At 64.9% G+C, this 20,864-nt stretch carries 23 protein-coding genes and 5 tRNA genes; 12 read left to right on the top strand and 16 right to left on the bottom strand.

Annotation, left to right across the window (positions count from 1 at the left end; all coding sequences use genetic code 11):
* Nucleotides 1-18: 18 nt before the first annotated feature.
* From nusG to DFO50_RS01990, 11 genes are all read right to left on the bottom strand, one after another.
* The gene (gene nusG, locus DFO50_RS01940; RefSeq protein ID WP_028500396.1) at nucleotides 19-546 is read right to left on the bottom strand and encodes a transcription termination/antitermination protein NusG; all 528 of its coding nucleotides are present in this window, start codon (nucleotides 544-546) and stop codon (nucleotides 19-21) included.
* A gap of 4 nt (nucleotides 547-550) precedes the next feature.
* Nucleotides 551-904 (bottom strand): preprotein translocase subunit SecE, encoded by a 354-nt coding sequence (secE, locus tag DFO50_RS01945; protein WP_028500397.1) that lies wholly within the window; start codon nucleotides 902-904, stop codon nucleotides 551-553.
* A 66-nt stretch (nucleotides 905-970) separates the two neighbouring features.
* Nucleotides 971-1,046 (bottom strand) — tRNA-Trp (locus DFO50_RS01950).
* A 49-nt stretch (nucleotides 1,047-1,095) separates the two neighbouring features.
* Nucleotides 1,096-2,286, bottom strand: coding sequence for an elongation factor Tu (tuf, locus tag DFO50_RS01955; RefSeq protein WP_107888851.1), 1,191 nt, complete (start codon nucleotides 2,284-2,286; stop codon nucleotides 1,096-1,098).
* Between the two features lie 35 nt (nucleotides 2,287-2,321).
* A tRNA-Thr gene (locus tag DFO50_RS01960) sits at nucleotides 2,322-2,396 on the bottom strand.
* Between the two features lie 15 nt (nucleotides 2,397-2,411).
* Nucleotides 2,412-2,485, bottom strand: a tRNA-Gly gene (locus tag DFO50_RS01965).
* Nucleotides 2,486-2,538: 53 nt separating this feature from the next.
* Nucleotides 2,539-2,623: transfer RNA gene (locus tag DFO50_RS01970), tRNA-Tyr, on the bottom strand.
* A gap of 165 nt (nucleotides 2,624-2,788) precedes the next feature.
* Entirely contained in the window at nucleotides 2,789-3,040 is a 252-nt protein-coding gene (locus DFO50_RS01975) for a YfhL family 4Fe-4S dicluster ferredoxin (protein WP_028498456.1), read from the bottom strand.
* A 92-nt stretch (nucleotides 3,041-3,132) separates the two neighbouring features.
* On the bottom strand, nucleotides 3,133-3,681 hold the full coding sequence (gene rsmD, locus DFO50_RS01980) for a 16S rRNA (guanine(966)-N(2))-methyltransferase RsmD (RefSeq protein ID WP_028498457.1): 549 nt from the start codon (nucleotides 3,679-3,681) through the stop codon (nucleotides 3,133-3,135).
* A gap of 6 nt (nucleotides 3,682-3,687) precedes the next feature.
* Nucleotides 3,688-5,019 carry a pitrilysin family protein gene (locus DFO50_RS01985; RefSeq protein WP_028498458.1) on the bottom strand — a complete coding sequence of 444 codons (1,332 nt, stop codon included), beginning with the start codon at nucleotides 5,017-5,019 and terminating at the stop codon, nucleotides 3,688-3,690.
* Nucleotides 5,009-6,391 (bottom strand): pitrilysin family protein, encoded by a 1,383-nt coding sequence (locus DFO50_RS01990; protein ID WP_028498459.1) that lies wholly within the window; start codon nucleotides 6,389-6,391, stop codon nucleotides 5,009-5,011. The genes DFO50_RS01985 and DFO50_RS01990 overlap by 11 nt, the downstream gene beginning before the upstream one ends.
* Nucleotides 6,392-6,491: 100 nt before the next feature.
* Between DFO50_RS01990 and ftsY the strand changes: the two genes are divergently transcribed.
* The 4 genes from ftsY to rpoH all read left to right on the top strand — a co-directional run bounded on the left by ftsY (nucleotide 6,492) and on the right by rpoH (nucleotide 10,254).
* Entirely contained in the window at nucleotides 6,492-7,610 is a 1,119-nt protein-coding gene (ftsY, locus tag DFO50_RS01995) for a signal recognition particle-docking protein FtsY (protein WP_107888852.1), read from the top strand.
* Between the two features lie 11 nt (nucleotides 7,611-7,621).
* Nucleotides 7,622-8,275 carry a cell division ATP-binding protein FtsE gene (gene ftsE / locus DFO50_RS02000; protein WP_028498461.1) on the top strand — a complete coding sequence of 218 codons (654 nt, stop codon included), beginning with the start codon at nucleotides 7,622-7,624 and terminating at the stop codon, nucleotides 8,273-8,275.
* Complete coding sequence (gene ftsX / locus DFO50_RS02005) at nucleotides 8,272-9,180, top strand: permease-like cell division protein FtsX (protein WP_112691946.1); 909 nt, start codon at nucleotides 8,272-8,274, stop codon at nucleotides 9,178-9,180. Before ftsE ends, ftsX begins: the two co-directional genes overlap by 4 nt.
* Before the next feature lie 225 nt (nucleotides 9,181-9,405).
* Nucleotides 9,406-10,254: an RNA polymerase sigma factor RpoH gene (gene rpoH / locus DFO50_RS02010; protein ID WP_028498463.1), complete on the top strand. Its 849-nt coding sequence runs from the start codon at nucleotides 9,406-9,408 to the stop codon at nucleotides 10,252-10,254.
* Nucleotides 10,255-10,308: 54 nt separating this feature from the next.
* Here the strand turns inward: rpoH and DFO50_RS02015 are convergent, their stop codons facing one another.
* On the bottom strand, nucleotides 10,309-10,872 hold the full coding sequence (locus tag DFO50_RS02015; protein WP_036385449.1) for an O-acetyl-ADP-ribose deacetylase: 564 nt from the start codon (nucleotides 10,870-10,872) through the stop codon (nucleotides 10,309-10,311).
* 43 nt (nucleotides 10,873-10,915) lie between these two features.
* On the opposite strand from DFO50_RS02015, the gene DFO50_RS02020 reads away from it, so the two are divergent.
* From DFO50_RS02020 to DFO50_RS02050, 7 genes are all read left to right on the top strand, one after another.
* A tRNA-Ala gene (locus DFO50_RS02020) sits at nucleotides 10,916-10,991 on the top strand.
* A 170-nt stretch (nucleotides 10,992-11,161) separates the two neighbouring features.
* Complete coding sequence (locus DFO50_RS02025; RefSeq protein ID WP_112691947.1) at nucleotides 11,162-12,424, top strand: Hsp70 family protein; 1,263 nt, start codon at nucleotides 11,162-11,164, stop codon at nucleotides 12,422-12,424.
* Nucleotides 12,425-12,535: 111 nt separating this feature from the next.
* The gene (tauA, locus tag DFO50_RS02030; RefSeq protein ID WP_112691948.1) at nucleotides 12,536-13,537 is read left to right on the top strand and encodes a taurine ABC transporter substrate-binding protein; all 1,002 of its coding nucleotides are present in this window, start codon (nucleotides 12,536-12,538) and stop codon (nucleotides 13,535-13,537) included.
* Between the two features lie 9 nt (nucleotides 13,538-13,546).
* Entirely contained in the window at nucleotides 13,547-14,344 is a 798-nt protein-coding gene (gene tauB, locus DFO50_RS02035; RefSeq protein WP_028498467.1) for a taurine ABC transporter ATP-binding subunit, read from the top strand.
* Nucleotides 14,331-15,176, top strand: a complete 846-nt coding sequence (tauC, locus tag DFO50_RS02040; protein ID WP_112691949.1) for a taurine ABC transporter permease TauC — start codon at nucleotides 14,331-14,333, stop codon at nucleotides 15,174-15,176. The genes tauB and tauC overlap by 14 nt, the downstream gene beginning before the upstream one ends.
* A gap of 14 nt (nucleotides 15,177-15,190) precedes the next feature.
* A complete protein-coding gene (gene tauD / locus DFO50_RS02045) occupies nucleotides 15,191-16,024 on the top strand; it encodes a taurine dioxygenase (RefSeq protein WP_028498469.1) in 834 nt (277 codons plus the stop codon).
* A 73-nt stretch (nucleotides 16,025-16,097) separates the two neighbouring features.
* Nucleotides 16,098-16,652: an NADPH-dependent FMN reductase gene (locus tag DFO50_RS02050; RefSeq protein WP_028498470.1), complete on the top strand. Its 555-nt coding sequence runs from the start codon at nucleotides 16,098-16,100 to the stop codon at nucleotides 16,650-16,652.
* A 22-nt stretch (nucleotides 16,653-16,674) separates the two neighbouring features.
* Here DFO50_RS02050 and DFO50_RS02055 read toward each other — a convergent pair whose 3' ends face one another.
* The 4 genes from DFO50_RS02055 to DFO50_RS02070 all read right to left on the bottom strand — a co-directional run bounded on the left by DFO50_RS02055 (nucleotide 16,675) and on the right by DFO50_RS02070 (nucleotide 20,212).
* Nucleotides 16,675-17,385: an MgtC/SapB family protein gene (locus tag DFO50_RS02055; RefSeq protein WP_107888855.1), complete on the bottom strand. Its 711-nt coding sequence runs from the start codon at nucleotides 17,383-17,385 to the stop codon at nucleotides 16,675-16,677.
* A 35-nt stretch (nucleotides 17,386-17,420) separates the two neighbouring features.
* Nucleotides 17,421-18,392, bottom strand: a complete 972-nt coding sequence (gene pdxA, locus DFO50_RS02060; protein WP_112691950.1) for a 4-hydroxythreonine-4-phosphate dehydrogenase PdxA — start codon at nucleotides 18,390-18,392, stop codon at nucleotides 17,421-17,423.
* Nucleotides 18,389-18,802: a hypothetical protein gene (locus tag DFO50_RS02065; RefSeq protein ID WP_028498473.1), complete on the bottom strand. Its 414-nt coding sequence runs from the start codon at nucleotides 18,800-18,802 to the stop codon at nucleotides 18,389-18,391. The genes pdxA and DFO50_RS02065 overlap by 4 nt, the downstream gene beginning before the upstream one ends.
* Before the next feature lie 66 nt (nucleotides 18,803-18,868).
* Nucleotides 18,869-20,212, bottom strand: a complete 1,344-nt coding sequence (locus tag DFO50_RS02070) for an adenosylmethionine--8-amino-7-oxononanoate transaminase (protein WP_112692031.1) — start codon at nucleotides 20,210-20,212, stop codon at nucleotides 18,869-18,871.
* 166 nt (nucleotides 20,213-20,378) lie between these two features.
* On the opposite strand from DFO50_RS02070, the gene DFO50_RS19070 reads away from it, so the two are divergent.
* Complete coding sequence (locus DFO50_RS19070) at nucleotides 20,379-20,828, top strand: pilin (RefSeq protein ID WP_036385453.1); 450 nt, start codon at nucleotides 20,379-20,381, stop codon at nucleotides 20,826-20,828.
* The last annotated feature ends 36 nt before the right edge of the window (nucleotides 20,829-20,864 follow it).

Consider the following 20,864-nt stretch of genomic DNA (forward strand, 5'->3'; position numbering starts at 1 on the left):
GGACACACACAGGCCGAATTACTGCTTTTCGACCTGACTGAATTCGAGCTCGACCGGCGTATCGCGACCGAAGATCTGAACCGACACGCGCAGCTTGTTGCGCTCGTAGTTCACTTCGTCGACGAAACCGGTGAAGTCGTTGAACGGGCCTTCGGTGACGCGCACCTTCTGGCCGACTTCGAACAGCACCTTCGGCTTCGGCTTTTCGACGCCTTCCTGCATCTGCTGCATGATGGCTTCGACTTCCGACGGCTTGATCGGCGCCGGACGATTGGCCGTCCCGCCGATAAAGCCGGACACCTTCGGCGTGCTCTTGACCAGGTGCCACGTCTCGTCGTTCATTTCCATCTCGACCAGCACGTAGCCCGGGAAGAACTTGCGTTCGGTCAGCGAGCGCTTGCCGTTCTTCACGTCCATCACCTCTTCCACGGGAACGAGGATCTGACCGAAAAGGTGCTGCATTGCAGCACGTTCGATGCGCTCTTTCAGCGCCTTTTGCACACTCTTCTCAAAGCCCGAGTAGGCGTGAACCACATACCATTTCATCGCATCAACCCCGGTGGAGAATTACGTCGTAGAACAGCCAGGACAAACCGGAGTCAACCAGCCACATGAACAGTGACAACACCAGTACGAATACGAACACCAGCAAGGTCATCTGGGTGACTTCCTTGCGGGTCGGCCAGACCACCTTCTTGGCTTCGGCGACGGAATCCTGGGCATAGCCCACGAAATCCTTGCCCGGCTGAGACAGCCAGATAACGCCGACAGCCAGCAGGATGCCGGCAATCACGGAGGCCACCCGCGCAATGCCTTGCGCTTCGGGGATCAGGTAGTAAGCGGCAATGCCGGCGACCACAAGGGCCATCGCCAACACCAGCTTAAGTTTGTCTTGCAATTCCATGCAGATACTTTTCGCTTGCTGATACAGCAAAAGACCAACCGGCGCCGGGCGCCGGTCAGTCTTATTTGGCAGGCCAGGAGGGTCTCGAACCCCCAACCCTCGGTTTTGGAGACCGATACTCTACCAATTGAGCTACTGGCCTGAAGAGGGCACTGAGTCTACCGGAAAACCGGTAGGGACTCAATGACTACTTACTTGATAACCTTGGCAACGACGCCGGCGCCGACGGTACGACCGCCTTCACGGATGGCGAAACGCAGACCTTCTTCCATGGCGATCGGTGCGATCAGCGCGACGGTAATCGCCACGTTGTCACCCGGCATCACCATTTCCACGCCTTCCGGCAGCGTCACCGCACCGGTCACGTCCGTGGTACGGAAGTAGAACTGCGGACGGTAGCCCTGGAAGAACGGAGTGTGACGGCCGCCTTCTTCCTTGCTCAGCACGTACACTTCAGCGCCGAAGTCGGTATGCGGCGTGATCGAACCCGGCTTTGCCAGCACCTGGCCACGTTCCACGTCTTCACGCTTGGTGCCGCGCAGCAGCACGCCAACGTTGTCGCCGGCCTGACCCTGATCCAGCAGCTTGCGGAACATTTCCACGCCGGTGCAGATGGTCTTCGCCGTCGGCTTCAGGCCAACGATTTCCAGTTCTTCGCCAACCTTGACGATGCCGCGTTCGACGCGACCCGTCACCACCGTGCCGCGACCCGAGATCGAGAACACGTCTTCGATCGGCAGCAGGAACGGCTTGTCAACGGCGCGTTCCGGCGTCGGGATGTAGCTGTCCAGTGCATCAGCCAGGCGGAAGATTGCCGGTTCGCCGATTTCCGACTGGTCACCTTCCAGCGCCTTCAGCGCCGAGCCGGTGATGATCGGCAGATCGTCGCCCGGGAAGTCGTAGCTGCTCAGCAGTTCGCGGACTTCCATTTCCACCAGTTCCAGCAGCTCGGCGTCATCAACCATGTCGGCCTTGTTCAGGAACACGATGATGTACGGCACGCCAACCTGACGGGCCAGCAGGATGTGTTCGCGGGTCTGCGGCATCGGGCCGTCAGCGGCCGAGCACACCAGGATCGCGCCGTCCATCTGCGCTGCACCCGTGATCATGTTCTTCACGTAGTCGGCGTGTCCCGGGCAGTCAACGTGCGCGTAGTGACGCGCTTCCGTTTCGTACTCGACGTGAGCGGTATTGATGGTAATGCCGCGCGCGCGTTCTTCCGGTGCGCTGTCGATTGCTGCGTAGTCCTTGGCCTCCCCGCCGAACTTCTTCGACAGGATGGTGGTGATCGCCGCGGTCAGCGTGGTCTTGCCGTGGTCAACGTGGCCGATCGTGCCGACGTTCACGTGCGGCTTCGTCCGCTCGAACTTCTCTTTAGCCATGATGAGTTTTCCTGTCAGAAAAACAAAGAAGTAAGTGGTGCCCATGGGCAGATTCGAACTGCCGACCTCTCCCTTACCAAGGGAGTGCTCTACCCCTGAGCTACATGGGCGCTTGACCTGAGACTTGGAGCGGGTGAAGGGAATCGAACCCTCGTCATAAGCTTGGAAGGCTTCTGCTCTACCATTGAGCTACACCCGCCTCGCTGCGCGTCGATTCAACGTCACGCCGCCAAGACTTTAAATCTTGAATTCTGGTGGAGGGGGAAGGATTCGAACCTTCGAAGGCTGAGCCGTCAGATTTACAGTCTGATCCCTTTGACCGCTCGGGAACCCCTCCGTGAGAGAGCCCGAACTATATAGACCACCCGGAAACCCGTCAACACCTTTTTGCGAAAAAAGCCCAATTTCTGCTGACCAAATGTGCCGGATGCAACAACGCCCCGGAAAATGCCGGGGCGTTGTCCTTGCCAATCAGCCAGTTAGGCGATGGCACGCGGAAGACTCAGGCCTTGCCGCTGATGATCACGAATTTCTGGTACAGCTGGTCGTGCGTCTCTTCGTGACCCGGGTCCAACGGGATACAGTCGACCGGGCAGACTTGCTGGCACTGCGGTTCGTCGTAATGGCCGACACACTGGGTGCAGAGATTCGGATCGATCTGGTAAATCTCTTCGCCTTGGGAAATGGCGTTATTCGGGCATTCCGGCTCGCAGACATCGCAATTGATGCACTCGTCGGTAATCATCAGAGCCATGCTGATTCTCGCTTTGTTTCAATAAGTTAGTAAGCAAGCTGACAATTGTGTCAGCTAAGTCCCGCCTGAGCAACTAACGGCGGGTTCTAAGTTCATGCCGGCTCGCGCATCAGCAAGCCATGGCGGACCACGCCCGCCCTGCCTTCCTTGACCCGTTTCCAGCCATTCAGTTCCGGCCAGTCGCGACATTCTGCGTAGACCGTTCCGCCCGGCGCAAGTCGTGCCGCCAGCAGTGGCAGGACGCGGGCCAGCAGGTCCGAATCGTACGGCGGATCGACCAGGATCAGATCGAAGGTGTCCGTGCAGCCGGACAGCCAGCCAATGGCGTCGGCGTTGACCACTTCGACCGTGCCGGCTTCAAGCAGGCGGCGATTGTCATGCAGACTGGCTGCCACCGCCCTGGATTTTTCAACCATGACCACGCGCGAGGCGCCGCGGCTGGCCGCCTCGAAGCCCAGGGCACCGCTGCCGGCGAACAGGTCCAGCACACGCTGGCCGTAGAGCGCCTGCCCCAGCCAGTTGAACAGGGTCTCGCGCACCCGGTCCGGCGTCGGCCGCAACCCCTGCTGGTCCGGAAACGAAATCAGCCGGCGGCGATAGTCGCCGCCGATGATCCGCACTTTATTGCTGTTGGATTTCACGCTGCCTCATTGAACGCGCTGCGGCTCGCCACCGACCACGACCACGCTCATCCGCGCCGGATCGACCCGACGGCGGTAAGCGTCGCGCACGTCGGCGGCGGTCACCTTGTCTATGGCCTTCGGGTAATCGTCCAGCCAGGAAAGGGGCAGATTATAGAAGCCAATGACCGCCACGTATCCGATCAGACTGCGATTGCTGGCATAGCGCAGCGGAAATCCGCCGACGATATTCCCCTTCGCCTGGGCCATTTCCGCTTCGGTCGGCCCGTGCTCGACAAAGTCGGCCAGGGTCTGCCGGGCGACTTTCAGCGCCTCGTCGGCCTGTTCGCGCCGGGTATTGACCGACAGGGCGAAGTCGCCGGGTTGCGCATACGGCGCCAGCCAGCTCGATGCGCCGTAGGTCAGCCCGCGCTTGTCACGCAGTTCCTTCATCAGACGCGAGTCGAAGGAACCACCGCCCAGGATGTAGTTGCCGACCACCAGCGCGTAGTAGTCCGGATCGTCCCGGGTGATCAGCGGCATGCCGAACATGACGCTGGCCTGGGTGGCGGTGTGCGTCTTCCGGATCGTGTCGCCCTGCGCCGCCGGTACTGGCGGCAGGGCCGGCAGGGCAGCCTGCGCGGGGGACAGACCACGCGTCAGCTGTCGGGCCAGCCGTTCCGCACTGGCCCGGTCAACATCACCGACGATGGAGATGGTCATGGTCGACGGCCGGTAGTAATGCCGCCAGAAGGCCTGCAAGTCGGCCCGGGTCAGGGCGCTGATGGCCGCTTCGTCGGTACGGGCGCCGCTGGCATACGGATGCGTTCCATACATGCTGCGGTTCAGCAGCCGGTAGGCGACGGCCTCCGGGCTGTCCTGTTGCTGCCGGTAGGCGGCAATGGCCTGGGCCTTGAGCCGGGTCAGCACCCTGGCCGGAAACGCCGGCCGGGTCAGGATCTCGTTGACCAGTTTCACCGAAGCCTCGCGCTCCGCCATGGACGACAGGCTGCGCAGGTGGACAAAGGCGCGATCGCGGTCGACGCCGGCACCAAACTCGCTGGCCAGATCGGAGAAGCGATTGGAGATGGCGTCTTCGCTCAGCGTCGTCGTGCCGGCGGACAGCATGTCGGCCGTCATGCCGGCCACACCGGGCCGGTCGGCCGGATCACGCCGGCTGCCGGCATCGAAATCGATGCGCAGGTCAACAATCGGATTCTGCCGCGCTTCCACATAGAGGACGCGGGCGCCATCGGGCTGGGTCCAGTGCTCGATGGTCGCCGCACTGGCGCTGCACACCGTGCCGAGCAGGCCGAGCGCCAGCACGGCCTTCAGGACCGGAACGTGATTAATGGACATTGCCGTCTCCTTTGAGGTTCTGCGCGGGCAGCGGGTGCTTCGGGTCCGGCGGCAGCGGCTTCAGCACGCCGACCGTCAGTGCCGAGTCACGCAGCCAGGCGCGAGCCACGCGCTGGATGTCGGCGCTGGTGACCTTGTTCAGCCGTGCATCCATTTCGTCTTCGGCCTTCCAGCCGAAGCCGCGCGTTTCCAGTACGCCGATATTCATGGCCTGGGCAAACTGCGAATCGCGCTGGTAGATGCGGGAAGCCATCATTTGCCGGCGGATGCGTTTCAGTTCGTCCTGGCTGACGCCGTCGCGCGCCAGGCGGGTCAGTTCGGTGCGAATGGCCTTTTCGACCTCGGCCACCGTCTTGCCGGCGGCCGGCACGGCAGTGATGGTGAACAGCGTGTCACCGCGCGATGCCGGGTCGTAGTCGACATTGATGCTGTCGGCGATGCGCGCCTCGCGCACCACGCGCTTGGGCAGTCTTGACGCATCGATGCCGTCCAGCGTGGCCGCCAGCATGCTCAGCGCATACGGATCGGCATCGTCGAGCTTGTTCAGTTTCGGCACCCGCCAGGCCATGACCAGATACGGCAGTTGCGACGGCTGCTCGACCACGAAGCGGTGCGGACCATCCTGCATCGGCGGCTCGACCGGCGCTTCCGGCCGGCGCACGTCGCGTCGCGGCAGCTTGCCGAAGGTGTCGCGGGCGGCGGCCAGCACCTGGGCCGGATCGACGCCACCGACCACCACCAGCGTGGCGTTGTTCGGCGCGTAGAAGCGCTGGTACCAGTCGTTCAGCACGCCGCGGTCGATGCGGGGGATGTCGTCGGCCCAGCCGATGACCGGCTGCCGGGCCGGCCCCTTGAACGCGGTCGCCCTCACCTTCTCCATCAGCACGGCCGCCGGGCTGTCGTCGGTGCGCATGCGCCGCTCTTCGCGGATGACTTCCAGTTCGTTCTTCAGCGTGTCGGCGTCGATGACCAGATTGGCCATGCGGTCGGCTTCGAGCCGGAACATCTCCGGCAATGCCGCGCTGCCGATCTGCTGGTAGTACGCGGTGTAGTCGCGATTGGTGAACGCGTTGTCCTGGCCACCGCGGGCGGCGACACGGCGGGCGAACTCGCCCGGACCGACGCTGCGCGTACCCTTGAACATGATGTGTTCCAGTGCATGGCTGATCCCGGTCAGGGTGCCGATCTCGTCGATGCCGCCAACCCGGTACCATACCTGCGACACGGCGACCGGTGCCCTGTCATCGGGACGGATGACCACTTTCATGCCATTGTCGAGAACCGCCTCGACCGTCGGTGCTTCCGCCGCGCCCGCACTGGCCGCCAGCAGCAGCAAGGCACCGGAAAAACCGGAAAGTTGAATTGCTTTCATGCCCTTGCCTAGTAGAAAGTCGAAAAAAGAATAAAATCCGGGCTTATACCTAATCATTTTGTCGCGAGTCATCCTCGCGCAACGACTGTCAGCTTATTCCATGTTCAGTTTTTTCAAGCGTAAACCCACTCCCGTCACCCCGTCGCCCGACACCGCGCCCGAAGCCGCGGACACGCCCGACACACCGGTCCCGGCAGCAGCCGAACCGGTGAACACTGTGCCCGAGCCGGTTGCGGTCGTCGAATCCACCCCGGTCCCGCTTGTTGCTGCAGAACCGGAGCCGGAACCGGCCGGCACGGAAACGGCCCGGCGCCCATCATGGACCGAGCGCCTGAAGGCCGGCTTGTCGAAAACCCGCGACAAGCTCGGCAAGCAGTTTGCCGGCCTGTTCGGTGGCGGCAAGATCGACGAGGACCTGTACGAGGAACTGGAAGCCGTGCTGCTGACCGCCGACATGGGCGTCAGCGCCACCCAGCATCTGCTGGACGACGTGCGCAAGCGGGTCTCGCTGAGGGGGCTCAAGGATGCCAGCGAGCTGAAGGGCGCGCTGAAGGATGCCCTTCTCGATCTGATCGGCCCGCTGGAGAAGCCGCTCGACCTGCAGCGCGCCGCCCCGCTGGTCATCATGATGGCCGGTGTCAACGGCGCCGGCAAAACCACGTCGATCGGCAAGCTGGCCAAGTACTTCCAGACCCTGGACAAGCGCGTGCTGCTTGCCGCCGGCGACACCTTCCGTGCCGCCGCGCGCGAGCAGCTGGCGGAGTGGGGGACGCGCAACAATGTGACCGTGGTCTCGCAGCAGGGCGGGGACGCGGCCGCCGTGTGCTACGACGCGATCCAGGCCGCCATCGCGCGCAAGATCGACATCGTGCTGGCCGATACGGCCGGCCGGCTGCCGACGCAGTTGCACCTGATGGAAGAGATCAAGAAGGTCAAGCGCGTCTGCAACAAGGCGCTGCCGGACGCGCCGCACGAAATCCTGCTGGTGCTGGATGCCAATATCGGCCAGAACGCCGTGCAGCAGGTCAAGGCCTTCGACGACGCGCTCGGCCTGACCGGCCTGATCCTGACCAAGCTGGACGGCACGGCCAAGGGTGGCGCCATTGCCGCCATCGCCCGCGAGCGCCCGATCCCGATGTACTTTATCGGCGTTGGCGAAACCCTCGACGACTTGCGGCCGTTCTCGGCACGCGACTACGTCGACGCCCTGTTCGACTGAGCACGAGAGCCATGATCAAATTCGACCAAGTCACCAAGCGCTATCCCGGCAGTATCGACGCCATCAAGGGTCTGAGCTTCCAGATCGATCGCGGCGAGATGGTGTTTCTCGCCGGCCACTCCGGCGCCGGCAAGTCCACGCTGCTGAAGCTGATCTCCGGCATCGAGCGCGCGACGATGGGCAATGTGGTGGTCAACGGCCAGAACCTGTCCAAGCTGCGCGCCAGCCAGCTGCCGTACGTACGCCAGCATATCGGCGTGGTGTTCCAGGATCACAAGATCCTCTACGACCGCAGCGTGTTCGACAATGTGATGCTGCCGCTGGACATTATCGGCTTCGACCGTCGCGAATCGACCCGCCGCGTTCATGCGGCGCTGGACAAGGTCGGCCTGCTCGGCAAGGAAAAGACCAATCCGATCCGCCTGTCCGGTGGCGAGCAGCAGCGGCTGTGCATCGCCCGCGCCGTGGTCCACCGCCCCAGCATCCTGCTGGCCGACGAGCCGTCGGCCAACCTCGACCGCGCCTATGCGCTCGACATCATGGAACTGTTCAAGTCCTTCCACCAGGTCGGCGCCACCGTGGTCATTTCCGCCCACGACGAAACCCTGATGGCCGACTATGGCCGTCGCATCATCCGCCTGGCCCATGGAGCGTTCGCCGCATGAAACACTCGCTGATCCTGAACTGGCAGTCAGCCCGCCGCGCGCTGACCGGCTTTTTCCGCCAGCCGTTCGGCAATCTGCTGACGCTGTTGCTGCTCGCCGTGGCCCTGTCGCTGCCGCTCGGTCTGTACCAGACGGTCAAGGGCCTGTCGGCCTGGGCCGGCCAGCTGACCTCGGTCCCGCAAATGACGCTGTTCATGGAACTGTCGGCCGACACCGCCGACGTCAAGGCGGTCGAGGCGGCGCTGAAGCAGCATCCCGGCGTGGCCAGCATCGAGTTCGTCGGCCGCGATACGGCGCTGAAAGGGCTGCTGGCGCGCAACGGGCTGGACGGCATGCAGGACGGCCTCGGCGGCAATCCGCTGCCGGATGCGTTTATCGTGACGCCGAAGGACATGCCGGCCACGCAGCTTGAGCATCTGCAGCGCGAACTGTCCGGGCTGCCGCTGGTCGAACTGGCCCAGTTCGATGCGTCGTGGGCGCACAAGCTGGACGCCATCCTGACCCTGGGCCGGCAACTGCTGCTCGGGCTCGGCATCGTGCTGGCGGTCGCGCTGGTGCTGGTGACCCACAACACCATCCGCCTGCAGGTTCTGGCGCGGCGTGACGAGATAGAAGTCGCCAAGCTGATTGGTGCGACCAACAGCTTTATCCGTCGTCCGTTCATGTATCACGCGCTGTGGCAGGGCATTTTCGCCGCGCTGATCGCCTGGGGGCTGTCGGCCGGTTTCGCCAGCATGGCCAGCCCGGCGCTGGGCCAGATCGCCACGCTGTACGGGTCGCAGGCCCGGCTGGCGCCACTCGATGCCGACGAGATCGCCATCCTGATCGCCGCCAGCGCGCTGCTGACCATGCTCGGCGCCCGCCTGGCGGTCAACCACCACCTGCGGCAGCTGACACCGCACTGAGATCCCGGCCGCCGACGATTAAGTCCGGGCTAAGCCCTGGTGGGCAGACTGGGTTTCCCGGGCAGGACGACAGCCGTCGACCTGCCCTGCTGGATTTTTGCGCTGGCCAATCATAGTCTTGAGCTATGTTGTCGATAAAAAATGACTGGCCGGCGAAACCGGATGCTTTTAGCAGTCTCCCGATGTGAGTGCTAGAATCGAGCGTTGAAGGAGGATATCCACTTGATGAATGCCACGATGAACCTGCCGGTACCGTCTGCCAATGGCAGCCTAGATCAGTACATTGCGGCCGTGAACAGCGTTCCGATGCTGACGCAAGAGGAAGAACTCGAACTCGCTACCCGCTTCCAGCAGGACGAAGACCTTGAAGCCGCGCGGCAACTGGTGCTGTCGCACCTGCGCGTGGTGGTCTCGATCTCGCGCGGCTACGCCGGCTATGGCCTGCCGCAGGCCGACCTGATCCAGGAAGGCAATATCGGCCTGATGAAAGCGGTCAAACGCTTCGAGCCGACCCGCGGCGTGCGCCTGTTCTCGTTCGCCGTCCACTGGATCAAGGCCGAAATACACGAATTCATCCTGCGCAACTGGCGCCTGGTGCGCATCGCGACCACCAAGCCGCAGCGCAAGCTGTTCTTCAATCTGCGCTCGATGAAGCAGGGCTTCTCGGCACTGTCGGACAAGGAAGCGCAGCGCATCGCCGACGACCTCGGCGTCAAGCCGGAAGAAGTCCGCGAAATGGAAACGCGGCTGTCCGGTCAGGACATCGCGCTGCTGGCCGATGATGGCGACGAAGACGGCTACGCGCCGATCGACTGGCTGGCCGACCACGAAAGCGAGCCGACGCGCGAAATCGAACGCAAGGCCTATGACCGCCTGCAGCGCGAAGGCATCGAGGAAGCCCTGGCCAGCCTCGACGCACGCAGCCGCCGCATCATCGAGGCGCGCTGGCTGCAGGACGATGGCGGCCTGACGCTGCACGACCTGGCGGGCGAATTCGGCGTGTCCGCCGAGCGCATCCGCCAGATCGAGGCCAAGGCACTGAAGAAGATGCAGATGACGATGGTTGCCGGCTGATCGCCGCCACATCAACGAAAAAGCCCGCACATTCGCGGGCTTTTTTCTTTCCACTCACTGCCATGGCAATCCGCTGACCCGGCTGAATATCTCACCGTCGCGGGGGGAGAAGAACACCAGCACGATGCGCTCGGGCTGGGCCATGCTCGCGCACCAGTCAGCCAGCACCCCGGCCACGACCTGTGCCGCATCGACATGCGGATAGCCGTAGATGCCGGTCGAGATGGCCGGGAAGGCAATGCTGGCGCACTCCAGTGCCGCCGCCCGTGCAAGCGCATTGCGGTAGCAGGCGGCCAGCAGCGCCGCTTCATCCCCGCCATGCCGGCCCCAGACCGGTCCGACCGTATGCAGCACATAGCGCGCCGGCAGCCGGCCCCCGGTCGTTTCCACCACCTGTCCGGTCGGCAGTCCGTCCGGCAGCACCGTCTCGCGCAGGCGCCGGCAATCGGCAAGGATGGCCGGCCCGCCGGCCCGGTGGATGGCGCCATCCACCCCGCCACCGCCCATCAGCCCCGAATTGGCGGCATTGACGATGACATCCACTTCAATCTGCGTCAGGTCACCCACGCAAATGCGGACCCGATCAGCCGGCAAACCGGCAGGTGTGATTTTGTCCATGGACTTGTCCGGCACCTCAAAAAACGTATAATAGCGCCTCGTTGGGCCGGTAGCTCAGTTGGGAGAGCGTAGCGTTCGCAATGCTAAGGTCGTGAGTTCGATCCTCATCCGGTCCACCAGAGAACACCCGATAAAAAACGCATTACACGGCAAAGTGTAATGCGTTTTTTATTTGCGGATGCAGCGCGCAGCAGGTGAAGGACTTTGGCGACACTTCCTCCCGATGGGGCTGGCCTGACGCCGCCTGCTCGCGTAGCATCCATGCCCCTTTCACGGCGACGTTCCCACCATGAATCTCTCACCCGCCCGCGCCTGCGGCATCGATTTCGGCACCTCGAACTCCACCGCCGGCTGGCTGCGTCCGGGCGTCGCCACGCTGCTGCCACTGGAAGACGGCAAGCCGACGCTGCCGTCGGCCGTGTTCTTCAACGCCGACGAAGACAGCATGAGCGTCGGCCGCGCGGCGATGGCGGAGTACATCGATGGCTATGAGGGCCGGCTGATGCGGGCACTGAAAAGCCTGCTCGGCAGCAGCCTGATAGACGGTCATACCGAGGTGCTCGGCCGCGCCCTGCCGTTCCGCGAGCTGCTGGCGACCTTTATCGGTGAACTGAAGTCCCGCGCCGAGACCGCCGCCGGGCGACCGTTCGACCAGGCGGTCTTCGGCCGGCCGGTGTTTTTCGTCGACGAGAATCCGGAAGCGGACCAGCGCGCACAGGACACGCTGGAAGCCATCGCCCGCCAGGTCGGTTTCCGCGACGTCAGTTTCCAGTTCGAGCCAATCGGCGCCGCGCTGCACTATGAAACGACGCTGGCCCACGAGGAGCTGGTATTGATCGCCGATATCGGCGGTGGCACGGCCGACTTCTCGCTGGTGCGGCTGTCGCCGGAACGCTCGGCCCGTTCGGAACGGGCGGACGATCTGCTCGGCAATGCCGGCGTGCATATCGGCGGCACTGACTTCGACCGTGCGCTCAGTCTCGGCGGCATGATGCCGCACCTCGGTTACCGCTCGCGGATGAAGAATGGCGCCGAGATTCCGTCCGGCATCTTCTTCCATCTGGCGACCTGGCACACGATCAACCTCGCCTACACCCGCCAGGCCTGGGCCGATCTGCAGGGCATCTATCGTGACGCACTGGCACGGACCGAGCTCGACCGGCTGTCGCGGGTGGTCAACCGCCATGAGGGCCACTGGCTGGCATTGCAGGTCGAGCAGGCCAAGATCGACCTGTCGACGGCGGAGCACGCCAGTCTGTCGCTGGAGCGGCTGGAAGCCGGCCTGGCGCCCGTCATCACCCGTGATGACTTCACCACGGCGACCCAGTCGCTGGTCGACCGGGTGGCCGTGGTGGTCGGCCAGTTGCTGAAGGATGCCGGCGTCGCCCGCGAACGGGTATCGACCATCTACTTTACCGGCGGCAGCAGTGGCGTGCCGCATCTGCGCGCCCGCATCGCCGCCGAGTTGCCGTGTGCGCGTGCGGTCGAAGGCGATCTGTACGGCAGCATCGGCGCCGGCCTGGCGGTGGAAGCGGCACGGCGCTACGGCTGACGGCGCAACGCCTGAAACGGGAATATGCATTCCCGTTTTTATTGTTTTTCATTCCCTGTGACCTTTTCTACAGTCTCCTGACCGCGCAATTCCGCCGCTCAGGAGTCTGTCATGTCATTCAGCCGCCGCCATTTTCTGCTCGCCGCCGCCGCTGCGGTTATCGGCCTGCCCGCCACGGCCATGGCCGACGAGGGCATCACCATTGCCTACCAGACCTCGGTCGAACCGTCCAAGGTACCGCAGGCCGACGGGCTGTATGAGAAAGCCATCGGCCAGAAACTGAACTGGCGCAAGTTCGAGGCCGGCGCCGAGGTCATTGCCGCCGTGGCCTCCGGCGATGTGCAGATCGGTTTCCTCGGTTCCAGCCCGCTGGCCGCTGCCGCCAGCCGTGGCCTGCCGATCCAGACTTTCTTTATTGCCGGGCAACTCGGCAGCGCCGAGGCGCTGGTCACCCGCAACGGCAGCAAGATCGAATCACCGAAGGATCTGCCCGGCAAGAAGGTGGCCACGCCCTTCGTGTCGACCGCTCATTACAGCCTGCTGTCGGCACTGAAGCACTGGCAGATCGATCCGCGTCAGGTGCAGGTCATCAATCTGCGTCCGTCGGAAATCACTGCGGCCTGGCAACGCGGTGACATCGATGCCGCCTATGTCTGGGATCCGGCGCTGAGCAAGGCGAGGGAAAGCGGCAAGGTGCTGGCCACGTCGGCCGACGTCGGCCGCTGGGGCGCACCGACCTTCGATACCTGGATCGTGCGCAGGGACTTTGCCGCCAGGCATCCCGAAGTGCTGGTCAAGTTCGTCAAGGTCACCCTTGACGCCTATGCCGATTACCGCAAGGACCCGGCGCGCTGGGATGCCGCCTCGCCACAGGTACAGAAAATCGCCCGGCTGACCGGTGCCTCGCCAGCCGACGTGCCCGGCCTGCTGGCCGGCACCGTCTTCCCGCTGGCGCGGGAGCAGCTGTCGGCCGGCCTGCTCGGTGGCGGCACCGCCCGCGCCCTGCTCGATACCTCGCGCTTTCTGAAGGCGCAGAACAAGGTCGATCAGGTCCAGGCCAGCTACCAGCCCTTTGTCGAAACCCGCTACGTGCGCCAGGCCGCCGGGCTGTAAGGGGGTCGCATGTCTGTCCTGTCCGTCCAGTCGGCCAGCGTGGTGTTCGGGACGCCGCGCGGTGCGCTGACCGCTCTGCATGATGTCTCGCTGGAACTGCGCAGCGGCGAGATCGTGGTGGCGCTCGGCGCATCCGGGTGCGGCAAATCGACCCTGCTCGGCCTGATGGCCGGTTTCCAGGCACCGGACCGTGGCCGGGTGCTGCTGGATGGGCAGCCCGTCCGCGGCCCCGGCGCAGAGCGCGGCGTGGTGTTTCAGGACGATGCACTGCTGCCGTGGCTGAACGTGCTCGACAATGTCGGCCTCGGCCCGCGCCTGCAGCGGGTCGGCCGCGCCGAGCGCGATGCCGCCGCGCGGCGCATGCTGAAGCTGGTCGGGCTTGACGGCTTCGAACAGCACCGGATCCGGGAATTGTCCGGCGGCATGCGGCAGCGGGTCGGGCTGGCTCGCGCGCTGGCTGCCGATCCGCACTTCCTGCTGATGGACGAGCCGCTCGGCGCGCTGGACGCGCTGACGCGCGAGCAGATGCAGAGCCTGATCCTCGATCTGTGGCAGGCGACCGGCAAGGGGCTGTTCGTCATCACCCACAGCATCGAGGAAGCGGTCTTTCTCGCCACCGAACTGATCGTGCTGTCGCCGCGTCCCGGCCGCATCTCCGCCCGCCATACGCTGGACTTCGCCCGCCGCTATGCGGCCGGCGAACCGGCCCGTTCGATCAAGTCCGATCCCGACTTTATTGCCTGCCGCGAGCTGCTGCTGGCCGAGGTCTTTGATCGTCAGGGGGAAACACACCATGTTCACGCCTGAAGCCGCCACGCTGGAAGCCGAGACGCTCGCCCCGCCGCAGGCCGTGCCCGCATCCCGCCTCGCGACACGCTGGCGTCGCCAGCGACCAACCGTATTCAGTGTCGGCGGACTGCTCGCCCTGTGGTGGCTGACCACCACCCTGGGCTGGATCGACCCACTGTTCCTGCCCTCACCGCAGGCGGTGGCCGCGCGGCTGTACCGGCTGGCAATCGACGGTTTCATGGATGCCTCGCTGGCGCAGCATCTCGGCGCCAGTCTGTCGCGCGTGCTGCTGGCCCTGCTGGCGGCGCTGCTGACCGCCATCCCCACCGGCATGCTGATCGGCCTGAACCGGACCGCACGCGCCGCCCTCGACCCGCTGATCGAGTTCTACCGTCCGATTCCGCCGCTCGCCTATCTGCCGCTGATGGTGATCTGGTTCGGCATCGGTGAAACCTCGAAGGTGCTGCTGATCTACCTGGCGATCTTTGCGCCGCTGGTCATCGCCACCGCCAGCGGTGTGCGCCACCTCGATCCCTCGCGCTTGCAGGCCGCGCAGTCACTCGGTGCCAGCCGCATACAGCAGCTGCGCTTTGTCATCCTGCCCGGCGCCCTGCCCGACATCCTGACCGGCACCCGCATTGCGCTGGGCGCCGGCTGGTCGACGCTGGTCGCCGCCGAACTGATTGCCGCCACGCGCGGGCTCGGCTTCATGGTCCAGTCGGCGGCCCAGTTCCTGGTCACCGATGTGGTGATCGCCGGCATCCTGCTGATTGCCCTGATCGCCCTGGCGCTGGAGCTCGGGCTGCGCTACCTGCAGCACCGGCTGACGCCGTGGCGCGAACACGTCTGACAAAGAGAGATCCCATGACCACCCTGCATATCGAACCCCTCGGTCCGGCCATCGGCGCCCGGGTTGCCGGCCTGTCGCTGGCCGCGCCGCTCGACCCCCCTCATCGTGAGGCATTGCGTGCCGCACTGCTGCGCCATCAGGTGCTGTTTTTCGAGAACCAGCCGCTGACACCGCGCCAGCAGCGCGATTTCGCGGCGGCGTTCGGCGACCTGCATATCCATCCGGTGTACCCGAATGTCCGTGAGCAGCCGGAAATCATGGTGCTGGATACCGATGCCGACAATCTGCCGGACAACGACAACTGGCATACCGACGTCACCTTTATCGACACGCCGCCGCTGGGGGCGGTGCTGGCAGCCAAATCGCTGCCGCCGAGTGGCGGCGACACGCTGTGGAGCAGCGGCACCGCCGCCTTCGACGCGCTGTCAGCCCCGCTGCAGCAGTGGCTCGGCGGCCTCAGCGCCGTGCACGATTTCACCCGCTCGTTCCCGGAAGCACGTTTCCGCGACACACCGCAGTACGCACGCTGGCGCCAGGCGCGCGACGATCATCCGCCGCGCGTGCACCCGGTCGTGCGCACCCATCCCGAGACCGGTCGCAAGGCACTGTTCGTCAACGAGGGCTTTACCTCACGCATCGTCGAACTGCAGCCGCGCGAAAACGAGGCGCTGCTGGCTTTCCTGTTCGCCCACGCCAGCCGGCCGGAATTCAGCCTGCGCTGGCGCTGGAAGGAAAATGACGTGGCCTTCTGGGACAACCGGGTCACCCAGCACTATGCAGTGGCCGACTATCTGCCGCACCGGCGCGTGATGCACCGCGCCACCATTCTCGGCGATCGGCCGTTCTGAGCGGACAGTCAGGGTTTTTTCGTCTAGCGTTAAGCGTCATTGTCGTTTTCCCCCACCCGCAAGGAGATCGTTCATGAGCCATACCGTCGCCGTTCTGGTTGGCAGCCTGCGCAAGGAGTCGTACAACCGCCGCTTCGCGCTGGCCTTGTCCCGGCTGCTGCCGGCCGACTTCCGCTTCGAGTTCGTCGATATCGGCGTGCTGCCGCTGTACAACCAGGATCTGGACAGCCAGTTTCCCGCCGCCGCCGTGCACTTCAAGCAGCAGATCGAAGCTGCCGATGCCCTGCTGTTCGTGACGCCTGAATACAACCGCTCGGTGCCCGGGGTGCTGAAGAATGCGCTGGACTGGGGCTCGCGTCCCTGGGGAAAGAGTGCCTGGGGTGGCAAGCCGGCGGCCGTGGCCGGCACTTCGCCCGGGGCAATCGGCACCGCACTGGCACAGCAGCACCTGCGCAACATCCTCGCCTATCTCGATGTACAGGTGCTGGGCCAGCCGGAGATCTTCCTGCAGTACAAGGACGGGCTGATCGACGCCGATGGCCATATCGGCAACGACGACACCCGCGCCTATCTGCAGGGCTTTGCCGACCGCTACGCGGCCTGGGTCAGACAGCACAGCCCGCGTTGAGGCCGGCGGCTGACGGGCTGCTTCAGGCCTCGCCGCTGGGGGCGATGCGGAAGCCCTTGAGCTGGCCCAGCCCGCGCAGATGGTCCGACAGCCGGGTGCCGGCATCAGCATGCGACGCCCGGATCACCATCCGGTACTCGAAGTAGTCATCGTCGGCATCGTACTTGTAGCTGAGTCCGGTCAGGGTGAAGCCCTGGCCGGCCAGCAGGCTGGCCAGTTCCGGCTCGGACATGACCTCGCGCAGCGAGAAGCGCAGCGTCAGGTGGGCATAGAACAGCGCCGGCATCCGCTTTTCAACCCAGCGGAACACCGACAGCGTGCCAATCGCCAGTACGGTGGACAGTGCCGCCGGCCACACGAAGCCGATGCCGATCAGTACGCCGATCGCAGCCGTGGCCCAGATCGACGCGGCCGTGGTCAGCCCGCGTATCGAGAACCCTTCACGCAGAATGGTCCCGGCACCGAGAAAACCGATGCCGGTCATGATCCCCTGCGCCATCCGGGTCGGGTCCATCTGCAGATGAGCCTGCATGCCGACCGGCACCCAGTCGGCCGGATAGACCGTCATCAGCATCAGCAGGCAGGACGACAGGCAGACCAGTCCGTGAGTGCGAAAGCCGGCCGGACGCCCATGGTAATGACGCTCGACGCCGATGATCGCGCCGGCAAACAGCGCCGCCAGCAGTCGCAGCGCCAGATCACCGGTCTGTGCCGACAGCAGGGGAATCTCCATCGCGGTCCTTCCTTGGTGTCAGGTCTGCGCCCGGGCTAGGGTCGACCCAGGGTGTCGGCCAGCGCCAGCGCCGCGTACAGGCTGCCGGGGTCGGCACGACCGCTGCCGGCCAGATCCAGCGCCGTGCCATGGTCGACCGAGGTGCGGACGATCGGCAGGCCAAGGGTAATGTTGATGCCGTGGCCGAAGCTGGCATGCTTCAGGACCGGCAGCCCCTGGTCGTGGTACATCACCAGAACGGCATCGCAGTGGGCCAGCTTGTCGGGATTAAACAGGGTATCGGCCGGCAGCGGACCGGTCAGATCGATGCCGCGCGCGCGCAGCGCGGCCAGCGCCGGTTCGATGATGTCGATTTCCTCGCGCCCCATGTGGCCGCCCTCGCCGGCATGCGGATTCAGTCCGGCCACCAGAATGCGCGGCGCCGGGATGCCGAACTTGCCGACCAGGTCGTCATGCAGGATGGTGATCACTTCATCCAGCAGCGCGCCGGTAATGGCATCCGCCACCTCGCGCAGCGGCAGATGGGTGGTAACCAGGGCGACACGCATGCCGCCACCGGCCAGCATCATCACCACCCGTGGCGTACCGGTGCGCTCGGCCAGGTATTCGGTATGGCCGGTAAACGGCACGCCGGCTTCATTGATCACGCCCTTGTGCACCGGCGCGGTCACCATCGCCGCGAAGGTACCGTCGAGACAGCCATCGATGGCGGCATCCAGCGTCGCCAGTACATAGTGGCCATTGCGTGCATCCAGCACGCCGGCCTGCGCCGGTACGGCCAGCGGCACATGCAGCACTTCCAGCGCCGTGTCCGGTGCCGGCGCGGCAGGGTCGAAAGCGACGAACTGCGCCGGCAGGCCCAGTTGTGCCGCCCGCGCGACCAGCAGTTCGCGGTCGGCGATGACCACCACCCGGCTGTCGCGGGGCCGCAGTGCCAGCTGGCAGACCAGGTCGGGGCCGATGCCGGCCGGTTCGCCGGCGGTCAGCGCGAGGGGGCGCGTGTTCATTGCGCGTCGTCCTGCTTTTCACGCCGGGCCGGGCTCGCGGACTTGCTCTCGATGGCGCGGACCACCACGTAGGCGATCATCGTGCACAGGAAGAACAGCAGCAGCAGCCAGGCGACCGACTGCAGCGTCTCGATCAGCGTGCGGTAGATTTCCAGCGTCCAGCGCGCGCCGGTCAGCTCGGTCGCCACGCTCTTGCCGTCCAGGTACTTTTCCAGCTCCCACAGCCGCACCCCGCCGGATACCCCGACCACGACAATGGCGAAGCGCAGGTACTTGCGCCACGGATCGGTCAGGTCGTCACCGACGATACGGCCAAGAATGCGCGCAACCGCGCCATCGAAAAAGCGCGACACCAGCACCGACGTCACCAGGGAAATCAGGAACGTCGCGGCGAGCAGCATGAAAAACATGGAACCTCCAGGGTCAGAACAAGTTCGGCGGGCGGCGGGACAGCCACCGTCCGTCCTCGAATGCGGTCAGGCCATCCGGCCATCGGGGCCGGCGCGCACCGGCAGTTCATCGATGCGCTCCAGCGTCGCCAGCGTCGCCTCGACCAGCTGGTCCATGTGCGCGGCCTCGATCACGTACGGCGGCATGAAATATACGGTGTTGCCGATGGGGCGCAACAGGCAGCCCTGTTCCAGCATCGCGGCGAAGAACGCCGGCGAAAAGTCATTGCGCCGGCTGGTGACTTCGAATGCCCAGATCATGCCCTGCTGGCGGAAGCCGGACACCTTGGCGTGCGCCGCCACCGGCGCGAGCTTCCGGGTGAACAGGGCAGCACGCTCGCGGTTGGCAGCCAGCACGTCGTCCTGCTCGAAAATGTCCAGCACCGCCAGCGCCGCCGCGCAGGCCAGCGCATTGCCGGTATAGCTATGCGAATGCAGAAAGGCGCGCGCCACCGAATCGTCATAGAACGCATCGTAGACCGTGTCGCTGGTCAGCACGCAGGACAGCGGCAGATAGCCGCCGGTAATGCCCTTGGACAGACACAGGAAGTCCGGCTTGATGCCGGCCTGTTCGCAGGCGAACAGCGTGCCGGTGCGGCCGAAGCCGACGGCGATTTCGTCCGCGATCAGATGGATGTGGTACAGGTCGCACAGCCGCCGCGCGCCGCTCAGATAGGCAGGCGGGTACATGCGCATGCCGGCCGCCCCCTGAACCAGCGGTTCCAGAATCAGCGCGGCGGTTTCGTCCGAATGACGCTCCAGCGCATGTTCCAGCGCTGCCAGCGCACGGCGCACGGCGTCGTCGGCCGTTTCCTGGCGCTCGGGCAGCGGCGCCGGCAGTTGCAGGCCGGAGCGCACCAGCGGTGCGTAGGTATCCCGGAAAATGGCGACGTCGGTCACTGCCAGCGCGCCGACGGTTTCGCCGTGGTAGCTGCCATCGAGGTGCAGGTAGCGGTTTTTCCACGGCAGGCCGCGGTTCTTCCAGTAGTGGAAGCTCATCTTCAGCGCGATTTCGGTGGCGCTGGCGCCATCCGAGCCGTAGAACGCATGACCGAGGCCGGTCAGTGCCGCCAGCCGTTCCGACAGTTCCACCACCGGCCGGTGAGTGAATCCGGCCAGCATGATGTGTTCGATACTGTCCATCTGCCGGGTGATCGCCGCCTTGATGCGCGGTTCATTGTGCCCGAACAGGTTGACCCACCATGAGCTGACGCCATCCAGATAGCGCTTGCCGTCGAAATCCACCAGCCACATGCCGTCGCCGGAAGCGATCGGAGTGATGGGCAGGGTTTCATGCCGCTTCATTTGCGTGCATGGATGCCAGACGGCTTGCCGACTGCGTTGCAGCCAGTCGGCATTGGCGGAGGTCATAACGGGCTCCCGGGCAAGATGGTCAGGCGCCAGTTTAACAGGCTGGCCCCCGCCGGGCAGGCTGCCGACGACCGAAGCGACACCGACGGCAACGACGACGCCATCGGCCGGCCGCACCCACGGTGCCATTGCTATGATCGCGGGAACCGAACCGGAGACGAAAGAGATGACAGCACCACGGCCGCAGGGCTTTTCACTGATCGAGCGCATGCTGCTGGTCGCCGTGGTCGGCATCAGCTCGGCCATCGCCCTGCCACTGTACTGGCAGCACGCGAACCGCAGTCAGGTGACGCTGGCGCTGGAAGCGCTGGCAACCACCCGCGCTTCAGTATCGGCCTACTATGCGACCCATGGCCGGATGCCGGCCGCGACAGAACAGGCCGTGATCTCGCCATCGCCGCTGGTTGCTCGAATTGCCGACGCCCCGGCCGGCGCCGGCAGCCGCCGCTATCTGGTCACGCTGTCCGCCAGCGACGCGCTGGCCAGCACGCTGCGCCACACCACATTCGAACTGATCGGCACTGGCGACAGCGCGACGCGGCGGGTGCAGTGGCGCTGTCAGCCCGGCAGCACGTCGCCGACACCGGCCCGCTACCTGCCGGAAAGCTGTGGATAACGACGGCATTCGCCCATAAAAAACGCCGCGATCACA

Source organism: Microvirgula sp. AG722, from assembly GCF_003269145.1.
Lineage (GTDB): Bacteria > Pseudomonadota > Gammaproteobacteria > Burkholderiales > Aquaspirillaceae > Microvirgula > Microvirgula aerodenitrificans.